Origin of the sequence: Acidithiobacillus ferrivorans, assembly GCF_016250455.1 — a bacterium.
GTDB lineage: Bacteria > Pseudomonadota > Gammaproteobacteria > Acidithiobacillales > Acidithiobacillaceae > Acidithiobacillus > Acidithiobacillus ferrivorans.
In genome coordinates this window covers 2,110,635-2,124,157 of the sequence record NZ_CP059488.1, presented here as the reverse complement: position 1 = coordinate 2,124,157, position 13,523 = coordinate 2,110,635, and the positions used below count along the sequence as shown (strand labels likewise).

At 58.5% G+C, this 13,523-nt stretch carries 14 protein-coding genes; 12 read left to right on the top strand and 2 right to left on the bottom strand.

What is annotated here, in order from left to right:
- The first annotated feature begins 82 nt into the window (after positions 1-82).
- Positions 83-3,220 carry an EAL domain-containing protein gene (locus tag H2515_RS10595; RefSeq protein ID WP_198660060.1) on the top strand — a complete coding sequence of 1,046 codons (3,138 nt, stop codon included), beginning with the start codon at positions 83-85 and terminating at the stop codon, positions 3,218-3,220.
- 98 nt (positions 3,221-3,318) lie between these two features.
- Here the strand turns inward: H2515_RS10595 and H2515_RS10590 are convergent, their stop codons facing one another.
- Entirely contained in the window at positions 3,319-4,116 is a 798-nt protein-coding gene (locus H2515_RS10590; protein ID WP_035194140.1) for an inositol monophosphatase family protein, read from the bottom strand.
- Positions 4,117-4,170: 54 nt separating this feature from the next.
- On the opposite strand from H2515_RS10590, the gene H2515_RS10585 reads away from it, so the two are divergent.
- From H2515_RS10585 to mnmA, 11 genes are all read left to right on the top strand, one after another.
- On the top strand, positions 4,171-4,959 hold the full coding sequence (locus tag H2515_RS10585; protein ID WP_232821350.1) for an RNA methyltransferase: 789 nt from the start codon (positions 4,171-4,173) through the stop codon (positions 4,957-4,959).
- A complete protein-coding gene (gene cysE, locus H2515_RS10580) occupies positions 4,959-5,729 on the top strand; it encodes a serine O-acetyltransferase (RefSeq protein ID WP_332873288.1) in 771 nt (256 codons plus the stop codon). Before H2515_RS10585 ends, cysE begins: the two co-directional genes overlap by 1 nt.
- Before the next feature lie 74 nt (positions 5,730-5,803).
- A complete protein-coding gene (locus tag H2515_RS10575) occupies positions 5,804-6,292 on the top strand; it encodes an Rrf2 family transcriptional regulator (RefSeq protein ID WP_035194142.1) in 489 nt (162 codons plus the stop codon).
- Positions 6,293-6,310: 18 nt separating this feature from the next.
- The gene (locus tag H2515_RS10570) at positions 6,311-7,576 is read left to right on the top strand and encodes an IscS subfamily cysteine desulfurase (protein WP_232821349.1); all 1,266 of its coding nucleotides are present in this window, start codon (positions 6,311-6,313) and stop codon (positions 7,574-7,576) included.
- A gap of 24 nt (positions 7,577-7,600) precedes the next feature.
- Positions 7,601-8,032 (top strand): Fe-S cluster assembly scaffold IscU, encoded by a 432-nt coding sequence (gene iscU, locus H2515_RS10565; protein WP_014028522.1) that lies wholly within the window; start codon positions 7,601-7,603, stop codon positions 8,030-8,032.
- 9 nt (positions 8,033-8,041) lie between these two features.
- Positions 8,042-8,365 (top strand): iron-sulfur cluster assembly protein IscA, encoded by a 324-nt coding sequence (gene iscA, locus H2515_RS10560; RefSeq protein ID WP_014028523.1) that lies wholly within the window; start codon positions 8,042-8,044, stop codon positions 8,363-8,365.
- A complete protein-coding gene (gene hscB / locus H2515_RS10555; RefSeq protein WP_051984878.1) occupies positions 8,365-8,982 on the top strand; it encodes a Fe-S protein assembly co-chaperone HscB in 618 nt (205 codons plus the stop codon). The genes iscA and hscB overlap by 1 nt, the downstream gene beginning before the upstream one ends.
- A gap of 80 nt (positions 8,983-9,062) precedes the next feature.
- The gene (hscA, locus tag H2515_RS10550) at positions 9,063-10,928 is read left to right on the top strand and encodes a Fe-S protein assembly chaperone HscA (protein ID WP_198660059.1); all 1,866 of its coding nucleotides are present in this window, start codon (positions 9,063-9,065) and stop codon (positions 10,926-10,928) included.
- On the top strand, positions 10,929-11,267 hold the full coding sequence (gene fdx, locus H2515_RS10545) for an ISC system 2Fe-2S type ferredoxin (protein ID WP_035194148.1): 339 nt from the start codon (positions 10,929-10,931) through the stop codon (positions 11,265-11,267). It abuts the gene before it with no gap.
- Positions 11,267-11,461, top strand: coding sequence for a Fe-S cluster assembly protein IscX (gene iscX / locus H2515_RS10540; protein ID WP_035194150.1), 195 nt, complete (start codon positions 11,267-11,269; stop codon positions 11,459-11,461). Before fdx ends, iscX begins: the two co-directional genes overlap by 1 nt.
- Positions 11,462-11,474: 13 nt before the next feature.
- Positions 11,475-12,533: a tRNA 2-thiouridine(34) synthase MnmA gene (gene mnmA / locus H2515_RS10535; RefSeq protein ID WP_198660058.1), complete on the top strand. Its 1,059-nt coding sequence runs from the start codon at positions 11,475-11,477 to the stop codon at positions 12,531-12,533.
- Positions 12,534-12,551: 18 nt separating this feature from the next.
- Here the strand turns inward: mnmA and H2515_RS10530 are convergent, their stop codons facing one another.
- Positions 12,552-13,451, bottom strand: coding sequence for a patatin-like phospholipase family protein (locus H2515_RS10530; protein WP_198660057.1), 900 nt, complete (start codon positions 13,449-13,451; stop codon positions 12,552-12,554).
- Between the last annotated feature and the right edge of the window lie 72 nt (positions 13,452-13,523).

Genomic DNA, 13,523 nt, shown 5'->3' with positions numbered 1-13,523 from the left:
ATCCGACTGACTTTCCAGGAATGGCTCCCTCAGTCAGTAACGGGCTGAGCCGTCGCCCTGTGTGAAGTAACCGAGGTGAATTTTGTCATCCGCTGAATATCCAATCCCTTCCGTCGCTCTTCTTGCCAGTTATTACGAGTTCCTGGCGGCAGGGGTCGAAGCCTTCATTGCGGCCTTTTATCAGACGCTGGAGGCTATTCCCGAGCGTGCGCAGGTATTGAACCGGCTTTCCCCCGAACGTTACCAACACCTGCGTACGGCGCAGGCACGCCATCTGCGTTTACTCCTGAGTCCGGAAATGGAGACATCCTGGCGCGAGGATGCCCATCTGGCAGGCCGGACCCACTATCGTCACGGTGTGTTGCCATCCTGGGTGGCCGACAGCTACGCCTTGTACTGGCGCCATCTTCTGGAACAGATAGAGCAGCCGGAAATTGCCGCAAGAGATCGTCACCTGCTGCGCTCTTTGCTGGTGGCACGCCTGTTGCGGGATCTGGCTTGGCAGCTTGAAGGCTACGCCGAGGGCTCCGGTGATGTCCGGAACCTACTCCTGCACCTGGACCACCTGATGGTCGGCGCGGACTCCGAAGCAACGATGATCCCACAGATCATGGACTTCCTCATTCGGGAAGGCGGTGTCGACGGCGCTTGGTTCGGGTATCCGGACAGCACTGGCAAGATGGTTGTTATGGTGACTGCCGGAGTAGGCATGGCCGAGTATCTCGCGACCGTCACAGTCAGCATCGACGATACGCCCCAAGGCCAGGGTCCGGCCGGACGCGCATGGCGGACCGAGAAGGTGCAGGTCACCCCAGACTGGGGCAGCGACGCTTCCATGCGGCCGTGGCAGGAGCAGGCCCAGCCTTTTGGCTGGAATTCCAACGCCGCCATCCCCCTGGTTGACTCCAGCGGACGGAGCCGGAGCGTCCTTGCGCTGCTGAGTCGGGAACGGGGCTTTTTTGGACACCCCGACCAGCAGATGATTCTCGCGCATCTCGCCGTGGTCCTGGGGCTCGCGTTGGAACGGTTGCATCTGATTGCGGAAGAGACCGTCCATCGGGAAACCCTGGAGCGACTCAACACCCTGTATCACGCACTCATGGCCGAGGGGGATATCCTTCTGCGCGCGCACAACGAGCGTGACCTTTTCAGGGAAACCTGTCGACGTCTTGCCATCAGCCATCTCTTCACCGCGGCCTGGGTCGGTCATCCCAATGAAGAAGGCTTTATGAAATGCCTAGTTACGGCAGGACGCGGTGCCCAATCCATCGACTCCATCCATCTGAGCGTGGCAGATACCCCGGAGGGTCAGAGCCTTGCTTCCCGGGCCTGGCGGAGCGGACGTCTGCACTTTAGCAACGATTATCTGGCGGATCCTTCTCTGGCGGCGTTGCACGATCTGTTTCTACGGCACCGCTGGCGTGCTTCCGCGGCCATTCCAATCCATCGGCAGGGAGTGATCTGGGGCGTCCTCGTTGCCATTGCTGATCGCACCGGGGTTTTTGATGAGGCGATCCTGGGGCTGTTGGCGCGAATCGCCCGGCTCCTCAGCCATGGCCTCGACGAGATCGATCTTCGGGTGCGCCTCGATGCTGTTCATAGCCAACAGGCCTGGCTCGCCGATCACGATCCCCTGACCGGACTGCCCAACCGTGCTGTTCTATCTCCGCGCCTGGTGGATGCCATGGCCCGCACCCTCCGCCATGAACGGATAATGGCGATAGGTATGTTGGACCTTGATGACTTCAAACCCATCAACGACCAATACGGTCATGCCGCCGGCGACATCCTGCTGACCACCTTTGCTGATCGTCTCCAGGGAGCACTGCGGCAGACTGATTTCGTGGCCCGCCTTGGCGGTGACGAATTTGTCTTCGTCTTTGAAGACCTGAAAAACATGGATGATCTGGAGTTGGTCCTCGCCCGGATCCAGGGGGCCATCGAGGCACCTTTTATACTTCCTGGCGGGGACAGTGTGACCGTGGGGGGGAGTCTGGGGCTGACCTTCTATCCTTTCGACGACGGCGATCCTGATCTGCTGCTACGCCATGCGGACCAGGCCCTCTACACTATCAAGGAAGCAAAGCGAAACCGGCAGCGATTCTGGGCCTATTATCACGCCGATACGGACATGGACGTGACCGTCCTCCGGCAAAGCATGAGCACCCTATTCGCTGCGGGAGGCTTGCGCGTCCATTATCAACCCGTCATTGATCTCGAAAATGGTCAAGTGATAGCTGTGGAGGCATTGGCGCGCTTGCTGGACGGCGCTGGCGAAATCCTCGCTCCTGCCCGTTTTCTATCGTTCCTCTCGGTAGACGAGCGCCGCGCCCTTACCCGGGCGGTCCTCGCCCAGGCGGTTCAGGATGTGACTATCTGGGAAGCAGCGGGGTTTCCACTCAGCGTATCCGTCAATGTGGAACCGGAACTCCTCACCCATGACGCCTGCTTGTATTGTCTGGCGGAAATCATTGGACCGGCCGGGATTGATCCCGCCCGCATCACCCTGGAGATACTGGAGAATGGCGATTTTTTATCTATTGCCAGCGCTCGACAAAGGCTACTGGAAATAAAGGCGACCGGCGTGCGTCTCGCTCTCGACGACGTTGGTAGTGCCTACTCCTCCCTGCTGCGACTCAAGGAACTGCCAATCGACAAGATCAAGCTGGACCAAAGTTTCGTGCGGGAGTTGGCGCAACGGCCGGACAATCTGCATTTTGTGCATAGCCTCCTGGGCCTTGCTCAGGGCTTGGGGGTGGATTTCGTGGCGGAGGGTGCGGAAACGCCGGAAATTCTGGATGCCCTGAGTGCCCTCGGCGTATCACAGGCGCAGGGGTACGCCATCGCGCGCGCCATGCCTGCCGCAGAAATGCTGTCCTGGCTCCGGGCGTACACCCCGGCTCCCTACCGTGGGCCGAAATCGCTGCTCGGACTATACGCCTGTCATTTACGCTTCTGCGACACCATGAAGACGCTTCTGATGCAGGTTCCGATGATTTCCGCGGCCCTTCTTGCAGAGATTGCCACCATTAGCCCGGTAAGCAGCCATGTTGCCAGCTTGGGTTTAGGCACACCCCCCATAGCGCAAGCATATCTTCGTTACCAGGAGGCGATGGCGGCCATTTCTGTCGATATGGCCGCGAAAAAACCCAAGCTGACCATGATCAATGAGGCATCGGCGCTGTTTCTTGAGTGCATCAGGGAGGCCCTTGAGGTATGACCAGGGGGTAATGGCAACAAGCAACAAGGTAGCTCGAATGTCCTGAAAGCGATCTGTACGGGCGGGACTTTTGCGTCTGAATGCCGAGCAACCCCGGATCAGGAAGCCGGTTTGTTGATCTCCTGGCTGATGATGTGCAGCATCTGGGCGTGGATACGCAGATTGCCGGCGACGATGTTGCCGTTTTGTAGGTAACTCTGATCACCCTTGAAGTCGGTGGCGACGCCGCCAGCCTCCTGCACCAGTAGCGCACCGGCAGCGATGTCCCAGGGTTTGAGGTTGAACTCCCAGAAGCCGTCATAACGTCCGGCCGCGACATAGGCGAGGTCCAGGGCCGCCGAGCCAGGCCGGCGGATGCCCGCGGTCTTCAACATCAAAGCCTTGAAGGTGGCGAGATAGGTGTCCAGGTAAGAAAAGTCGCGGAAGGGGAAACCGGTGCCGAGCAGGGCACCGTCCAGATCCTTGCGTTGGGCAATTCGCAGGCGGCGATCATTGAGGTGGGCACCACTGCCGCGGCTGGCGGTAAACAGCTCGTCATGCACAGGGTTGTAGATGACAGCGTGCTCAAGACGGTCGAAGTGGCGGACGGCAATGGAGACGCAGAGCTGCGGCATACCGTGGATGAAGTTGGTGGTACCGTCCAGTGGATCGATGATCCACTCGAAGTCTTTATCGGAGATGCGGCTCCCTTCTTCGGCGAGAATCCCGTGATCGGGATAGGCGCGGCGCACGATTTCAACGATGGCGGCCTCGGCGCGCTGATCAACGTCAGTGACAAAGTCATTGTGCGCCTTAGTGGTGATGCTGATTTCATTGACCCGGTCGAAGCTGCGGTTGATGATATCGCCAGCTTTGCGGGCCGCACGAATAGCGGTAACGAGAATAGGATGCTGCATGGGAACCTTGTGCGAGGATGAGTCGGAGTTGAATCAGTATAAAGGAGAATGGTGGTGGCCGCACGGATGCGGGCGGCGGACATGATCGGGACGTCTTTGCAGGGTTTGCGTATTGTCCTCGTTGAACCCAGTCATCCCGGCAATATCGGCGCGGCGGCACGCGCGATGAAGGTGATGGGGTTGCGCCATCTGGTGCTGATCAATCCGCGTTTCTTCCCCGATCCAGAGGCCACGGCCCTTGCTTCCGGGGCCGAAGATATTCTGGATGCCGCTCGGGTCTGCGCCGATCTGGATACCGCCTTGCAGGGTTGCCACAAGGTCTATGGCACCAGCGCCCGAGATCGTCGTATTCAATGGCCCAGCAGTAACGCGCGGGAGGCTGCGGGAAACATTTTAGCTGATTTGGGCAATGGGGACTGTGCCTTGCTCTTCGGTCGGGAGCGGACGGGCCTGACTAATGCCGAGCTGGATCGTTGCCAAGTGCTGGTGCATATCCCGACGGCGGAAGAATATCACTCCCTGAATCTGGGGCAGGCGGTGCAGGTATTGGCCTATGAGCTCCATATCGCGGCGCTGATGACCCTGCCACAACTGGCAGCGCCGCCGGAAGAGCAGTCCGCCCCTGTCGAGGATATGGAAGGCTTTTACAGACACCTGCAGCATGTGCTGCGCCGCAGCGGTTTTCTTCAGGAATTGCGTGCAACCCGCATGATGCGTCGCCTGCGTCGTCTTTTTGATCGTGCCCGACCCAGTCGGAACGAGGTGAATATTCTGCGCGGCATCCTCACCGAAATCGAGCGCTGGGCTGCTAAAGTAGACAGAAAGGATCAGGATAGTCTTTAATGCGGGGCTGGGTGGTGGCTCGGGTTAAAGTGGGAGGGGCAATGATGGGTGGACACTGGCGGGGTGATCTCGACGCAGTCTTTGCGCGCGACCCGGCGGCGCGCACCCGCCTGGAAGTGTTGCTTACCTATCCCGGCGTCCATGCCCTGTTCCTGCATCGGGTTGCCCATGGCCTCTGGCGTCACCGCTGGCGTCTTCTGGCCCGTAGTCTGGCGGCTTTTTCCAGATTCTGGACTGGCATCGAGATTCATCCGGGGGCGCAGATCGGTGAACGCTTCTTTATTGATCATGGTATGGGGGTCGTTATCGGTGAAACGGCGGAAATCGGTGACGATTGCACCCTCTATCACGGCGTGACCCTGGGGGGCACCTCCTGGCAGCCGGGCAAGCGCCATCCGACCTTGGGGCATGGTGTCATTGTCGGCGCCGGTGCTAAGGTGCTGGGGCCTATTACGGTCGGGGATAATGCGCGGATTGGCTCGAACGCGGTGGTCGTCAAATCGGTGCCAGAGGGGGCTACGGTGGTGGGTATCCCAGGGCGGGTCGTTAGTAAGGGTGAGCATACGGATAACTTCGAAGCCTACGGCTTGACCGGGCAAATGCCGGATCCGGTGGCGCGGGCCGTGGAGTGTATGCTGGAACACATGCATCGCCAGGATGCGGAGATTGCGCAGCTGCGGGAGGGCGTGCAGCGCTTGCAACCGCAAGAGATCATGATGCCTGTGGAGGAAATCGTCTGCAGGCTGGAGGATGATATTCCAGAAAAGTAAAGAAACGCGGGCGGGGAAGAATACTTGACTAATTTAGTATAGATAGTAGGATGTCGTGCAGAGGAGCACCGAATATGAAACTGACGACGAAAGGGCGTTACGCAGTGACCGCCATGCTGGATCTGGCGCTCAATCAGCGTGGTAGCGTGGTGACGGTGGCCGATATCGCGCAGCGTCAGCAGATTTCTGTGGCCTATTTGGAGCAGCTCTTTGGCCGCTTGCGTCGTTATGGTCTGGTGGAAAGTGTACGCGGGCCGGGCGGTGGTTATCGTTTGGCCATGCCGGATTCGGCGATCCCGCTGACGCATATTGTCGAGGCGGTCAATGAGTCGATCAGCACGACCCAATGTGGTGGTGACCCGCAGCAGTGTTGTAAAGGGGATGGGCAGCAGTGTCTTACCCATGACCTGTGGGAAGAGTTGGGAGATCATATCGCTCAATTTCTCGGGGGGATTACCCTCGGACAACTGGTAGAGCAGCAATTAAGTAAGGAATCGGCACAGGTTGTACCGATCCGAATGCTGGACAAAACATCTGTGCGTTCGACGCATAAAACCGCTTGAGACCGTGAGGTGCAAGAAATGAATCAACCCAAGATCATTGAACTGAACAGCAAGCAGTCCTTGCTGATCAATCCGGATCGTCCCATTTATCTGGATTATCAGGCGACGACGCCGGTGGATCCGCTGGTCCTGGAACAGATGCTGCCTTTTCTGACCCATGATTTCGGTAATGCGGCCAGCCGTTCCCATCCCTACGGCTGGACGGCGGAAAAAGCGGTGGAAAAGGCGCGCCAGCAGGTGGCCGATGCTATTCATGCCGACCCCCGTGAGATTGTCTGGACTTCAGGTGCGACGGAAGCAACCAATCTGGCCCTCAAGGGTGCGGCGCATTTCTATTCCGGCAAAGGCAAGCATCTCATCACCTTGCGCACGGAGCACAAGGCGACTCTGGACACCTGCCGCCAGTTGGAACGTGAAGGTTTTGAAATCACTTATCTGGAAGTGCAGGAGGACGGTCTGGTCGACCTGCAGACTTTTGCGGCGGCAATTCGTCCGGATACCATCATTGCTTCCGTGCTGTATGTGAACAACGAAATTGGCGTCATCCAGCCCATGGAAGCAATCGGCAAGATGCTGCGCGCGCAAAAGGTGTTGTTCCATGTGGATGCCGTGCAGGCCCTGGGCAAGATTCCGGTCGATGTGGAAGCCATCCAGGCAGACATGATGAGCCTGTCGGGGCATAAGATTTATGGTCCCAAGGGCATCGGTGTCCTCTATGTGCGGCGTAAGCCCCGGGTGCGGGTCGAGGCCCAGGTGCACGGTGGCGGCCACGAGCGCGGCATGCGTTCCGGGACCTTGCCTACCCACCAGATTGTCGGTATGGGTGCGGCAGCCGAACTGGCCGTACAGTCGATGGAGAGCGATGCCAAGCGTATCCGCCAGTTGCGCGACCGTTTGCTCAAGGGTATTCAGGAACGGGTGGAAGAAACTTATATTAATGGCAACATGGAACATCGGGTGCCGCACAACCTCAATATCAGTTTTGCCTTTGTGGAAGGCGAGTCGCTGATTATGGCATTGAAGGAAATTGCCGTATCCAGCGGATCGGCCTGTACCTCGGCCAGTCTGGAGCCCTCTTATGTGCTCCGTGCATTGGGTAAGTCCGATGAATTGGCGCACAGTTCCATCCGCTTCGGCATCGGTCGTTACACGACGGAAGAGGAAATCGACGCTACCATTGGACTCATCGCCGCGAAAGTGGACAAATTACGGGAGTTGTCTCCCCTCTGGGAGATGCATCAGGAAGGTATTGATCTCAACAGCATTCAGTGGGCTGCGCATTGAGGCTCTTACAAAAGGAGAATAGTCATGGCATACAGTGAAAAAGTGATTGATCATTATGAAAATCCCCGTAACGTAGGGGCGATGGACAAGGACGATAGCGGTGTCGGTACTGGCATGGTGGGTGCACCGGCCTGTGGCGATGTGATGCGTTTGCAGATCAAGGTGAACGGGCAGGGCATTATCGAAGATGCCAAGTTCAAGACCTATGGCTGTGGTTCGGCTATTGCGTCCAGTTCGCTGGTGACGGAGTGGGTCAAGGGCAAAACCCTCGACGAAGCCATGACCATCAGGAACAGCCATATCGCCGAAGAGCTGGAACTGCCTCCAGTCAAGATTCACTGCTCCGTGCTGGCCGAAGACGCCATCAAAGCTGCGGTCGAGGATTACCGCAACAAGCAGGGCGGCGCGCAAGTGGCCGCACCTGCGGAAATGGCCAGTGCCCAAGCGGCACACTAGGATACCGTCATGGCTCTGACCTTATCGGAAAGTGCGACGCAGCAGGTGCGCAAGAGTATTGCTAAGCGTGGCAAGGGTTTGGGTATTCGCATCGGTGTTAAAACCAGTGGCTGCTCCGGCTTGTCCTATGTCATGGAGTTTGTGGACGTCCCCAACCCGGAAGATATGGTGTTTCCCCATGATGATGTGAGTCTTTTTGTGGATCCCAAAAGCCTCATTTATCTGGATGGCACCGAACTGGATTTTACCCGCGAAGGCCTGAACGAGGGATTCCGTTTTAATAATCCCAACGTGAAAGATGCCTGTGGCTGTGGCGAGAGCTTTACGACCTGATGGCGGATTCCTGCTTTCAGTGCGGGGCGGAGCTGGTCGCTCCCTCCGCACTTTGTGCTTCCTGCGGGGTCGTGCAGCCTTTTCGTGCTGATCTGTCGCTTTTCGCGGTGGCAGGCCTGCCAGAAAAGTATGATCTGGATGTGCAGACACTGCGTACGCAGGTGTTTGCGTTGCAAAAAGGCCTGCATCCAGATCGCTTCGCCCATGCGGAACCGACGGCAAGACGTTATTCCCTGGAATGGAGCACTCGCCTCAACGAGGCTTTGGCCATATTGCGGGACCCACTCAAGCGCGCGAATTATCTGTTGCAGTGTCAGGGTGTGGATGCGCTGGGCGAGCAGGTGAAAGTGGCCGATCCTGGGCTGCTGATGACGCAAATGCTCTATCGTGAACGCCTGGAAGATATTATGGCGGCAAGGGACTTGCCTGGCATGGAGGCTTTGCGTCAGGAAGTGGATAAGGCAGTGACCAGGGTGGTGCAGCGTCTCAAAGGGCTGCTGGCCATTTTACCTTGCACAGAGTCGGAAGCTGCGGGATCAGCGGTGCGCGAACTGCAATTTCTCGATAAACTCGTCGGCGAAATAGACCGCAGCGAAGAGTCGTTACAGAATGTCTGAGTGGCAGAACTGCTCGACCATAAACCGGTAAGCAGCTTTAAATTGAACCTGCTTATACAGATAGATCAAGGCGGTACAGCATGGCGTTAATGCAAATTGCAGAACCTGGCGGAGCCGCCGATCCTCATCAACGGCGGCTGGCTATTGGCATTGACCTGGGGACCACCCACTCGCTGGTGGCCGCCGTATTATCCGCGGTGCCCACCGTTATGCGCGATCAGGAGGGTAAATACCTGCTGCCTTCGGTGGTGCGCTACTGCGGTGGCGGTGCGGTCAGTGTCGGCTATCCGGCGGTCGCCGCAGCCGGGCAGGATCCGCACAATACCATTGCTTCGGTGAAGCGCTTTATGGGGCGTGGCCACAGCGATGTGCAGGCCCTCGCCGGACACCTGCCTTACGACCTTGTTCTTGGAGAAGGCATGCTGCGCCTGCGCACGATAGCCGGTGAAAAGTCACCCGTGGAAGTGTCTGCCGAAATATTGCGCGTGCTCAAGGAACGGGCGGTAGAAACCCTCGGTGGCGAGCCGGAGGGCGCGGTGATTACGGTGCCCGCTTATTTTGACGAAGCCCAGCGTCAGGCGACTAAAGATGCCGCCCGTCTGGCAGGACTGAATGTATTGCGCCTGCTGGCGGAGCCAACGGCTGCTGCAGTCGCCTACGGGCTGGACAAAGGCAGTGAAGGTGTCTTTGCCATTTACGATCTGGGCGGTGGAACCTTCGATATCTCCATATTGCGCCTGCAGGCGGGGGTTTTTGAGGTGCTGGCGACTGCCGGTGACTCCGCTCTGGGTGGCGATGACATGGATCATGCGCTGGCCGAATGGCTGCTGCGGGAGGAGGATGGTGACACCGCCGACCCGCTCTGGCGACGACAGGTCCTCCAGCAGGCGCGCCAGGCCAAAGAGGCGCTGAGCAGCACTGACGAAACAATGGTGGCGCTGCTGCCGCCTGGTCGCGCGGCGCTCACGGTGAAACTGGCGCGCCGCCAGTTGGAGTCACTGATTCTACCCGTTATCCAGCGTACCCTCCCGGCCTGTCGGCGGGCGCTGCGGGATGCCGCTTTGAAGTTGGATGAGATTGACGGCGTCGTACTGGTCGGTGGCGCCACCCGGGTTCCCGCCGTGCGCGCGATGGTGGAGGAATTCTTTCAGCAGGTGCCGCTGACGGACATGGATCCCGACCAGGTGGTGGCATTGGGTGCCGCCATTCAGGCGGATGCCCTGGTGGGCAACCAGCGCGAAGATCTGCTGTTGATGGACGTGTTACCCCTGTCCCTCGGTCTGGAGACCATGGGCGGGCTGGTGGAGAAAATTATTCCCCGCAACACCCCTATACCGGTGGCACGGGCGCAGGAATTCACCACCTTCAAGGACGGTCAGACGGCCATGAGTATTCACGTCTTGCAGGGTGAGCGCGATCTGGTGCAGGACTGCCGTTCGCTGGCGCGCTTCAGTCTGCGCGGCATCCCTTCCATGGTTGCCGGTGCGGCAAGGATTCGCGTCACCTTTCAGGTGGATGCCGATGGCCTGCTGGCCGTGAGTGCGGAAGAAGCGAGTACTGGTGTGCGCGCGGAAGTCGTCGTCAAGCCGTCTTACGGTCTGAACGATGAAGAAATTGCGAACATGTTGCAGGACTCTTTCAGGCATGGCGCAGAAGATGTCGTCAAGCGACGCTTGTCAGAGGCCAAAGTGGATGGCGCGCGCGTGCGTGAAGCCCTTGCGACCGCGCTGGCGGCTGATGCGGGCCTGCTGGAGCCGGCAGAGCGCGTGGCTGTGGACAAGGCCAGCGCGGCGCTGGCTGTTGCCCTGTCCGGCAGTGATGCGGATGCCATCACGGCCGCTGCCGAAGCCGTCGAGGCAGCCGCCGGACCGCTGGTACAACGGCGTATGGATAATGCCTTGCGCCGTGCCATCGCTGGCCGTTCCATTGACGATCTGGGAGATTGAATGACTAAAATACGTGTCCTCCCTCACCCGGAAAGCTGTCCCGAAGGGGCGGAGTTCGAGGCTGAACCAGGGGAAACCATTATTGCTGCAGCCATGCGCAACCATGTTCATATTGAACATGCCTGCGAGATGTCCTGCGCGTGCACAACGTGCCATGTGGTTTTGCGGGCGGGCTTCGATAGCCTGGAAGCGGCGGAAGAGAAGGAAGAAGATCTCCTCGATAAGGCTTGGGGTCTGGAGCCTACCTCCCGCCTCAGTTGTCAGGCGAAGGTGAGCGATACCGAACTGGTCATCGAAATCCCCAAATACACCATCAATCTGGAAAAGGAGCGGCACTGATGCGCTGGACCGACACCATGGAACTGGCTATTGCCCTGGATGAAGCCCACCCGGACGCCGATGTGACCCATCTGCGTTTCACCGATCTGCATCGTTGGATATTAGAACTGCCCGATTTTGAAGGCGAACCCGAAAAGTCCAGCGAGGGTATCCTCGAAGCCATCCAGATGGCCTGGCTGGCGGAGAAGGACTGAGTCAGGCGGCGCTATGGCGGATCCAAAAGCCCTTATTGCGCTCTCCGGCGGCGTCGATTCTGCCGTTGCGGCCATTCTCATGCAGGAGCAGGGCTACGAACTCACCGGCGTGACCATGCGCCTGTGGCCGAAAAGCCGCTGCTGCGATGAAAAAGATATCGAAGACGCCGCCGATGTCTGTGCCCGTCTGGATATTCCCTACACGGTGCTGGATTATCGTGAAGCCTTCCGGCGTCAGGTGGTCGATGTGTTTGTCGCCGAATATCAGGCCGGGCGTACCCCCAACCCCTGTGCACGCTGTAACCAATTTCTCAAATTTGATGCCCTGCTGATGGAAGGCGAGAAGCTGGGCGCCTCGCTGCTGGCGACAGGCCATTATGCGCGTCTGGCGGAAACCCCCTCGGGTGCCGCCCTGCTGCGTGGCCGTGACGATGCCAAAGATCAATCCTATTTTCTTTTCGCCATCGGCGCGACGCTTTTGCCCCGCCTGCGCTTTCCCGTGGGTGGCATGAATAAGGACGAGGTGCGCGCCATGGCCCGCAAGCACGGCCTGCCCGTGGCCGCCAAGCAGGATTCTCAGGACATCTGCTTTGTACCGGACGGCGACTACCGCCGCTTTCTGGAGGATTACGCCGGATTGGACATGGCGCAGGAAGGGGAGATGGTCGACAGCCGCGGGCAGATTATCGGCCATCATCCGGGCACCTTGCATTTTACCGTCGGCCAGCGGCGCGGTCTGGGCGGTGGCAGTGGTCAGCCGCGCTATGTCCTCGCGCTGGACCCTGTGCAGAACCGGGTGATCGTCGGCGCTGAGGATGAACTCTACCGCCGTGCGGCCAGCCTGGATGCGTGCAACTGGCTGACGGATTTGTCGCCTGGCGAAAGCCATGCCGTGACCGTAAAATTGCGTTACCGCTCCCGCGCCGAGCCGGCCATACTGCACCTGCTCCCCGATGCCCGGGCCGAACTCCGCTTTCCCGAGCCGCAACGCGCCGTCACCCCCGGTCAGGCCGCCGTCTGTTACCAAGGTGAGCGCCTGCTGGGTGGGGGCTGGATTCGTAACACGGAATAGTCTGTGTGCGCGCGTTCGTTAAGGCATACCCAATATATGCTGTATTTCCGGCAACATTCTCTGTACGCATTTTTTCCCCTCTGCTATGGCTTCGCCGGCACGATAAAACTCCAGTAAGCCAATATGGGATAGTTTTGGAGAAAGCAGGATATCCGGAGGATCTCCGGCCATGCGACTCCGGGTGATCCTGTCCTGCATAATATTGACCGAGCCGGCGATGGCATCAAACAGGCTGGGTGCTTGCTCCTTATCGCCTGTCGCCGGAAATACCGAGGCGGGATACGCCGTGACCAAGCCTGATATTTTTCCGGTAACGTCGGCATCCGGTGTTTCTATGGCCAGGTTATTTTGAAGGCGTTTGCCAACGATATCATCGTTCAATGTTACTGCGATAACAACATCGGCGCCAAGCGCGCGGCAGACAGACACCGGAACGGGGTTCACCAATCCGCCATCTATAAGCCATTTGCCATCGTTTTTGACCGGCGGAAAAAGGCCGGGCAGGGAAATGGACGCAAATACGGCCTCCAGGATTGAACCCGTCATCAGCCAGATCTCGCTGCCGGTTTGCAAGTCGGTTGCGACCGAGGCATATTTTTTCGCAACGATATCTTCTATGGCCGAGGCATCATCAGCCACATACTTTTTGAGAAAATAATGCAGCCGTTCTTTGTTGACAAAACCGTTCAGTGACATGTTGATGGCAAAAAATTTGGCGGTTTCAAACTTTGTCAGTGAGCGCACCCATGCTTCCAGTTTCTCAAGATTATCGGAAACATAGGAAGCGCCAACCAGGGCGCCTATGGATGTGCCACAAACGATATCCGGTACGATTCCATGATCATTCAGCGCGCTTATCACTCCTATATGTGCCCACCCGCGAGCGGCGCCACTGCCAAGAGCCAGGCCAATAGTCATAGTGATCTTCACCCTCCATGCGTTTTTGATGTCACGAGATCCAAATTGTACTGTAGCGCGCCGGCGCAGTGC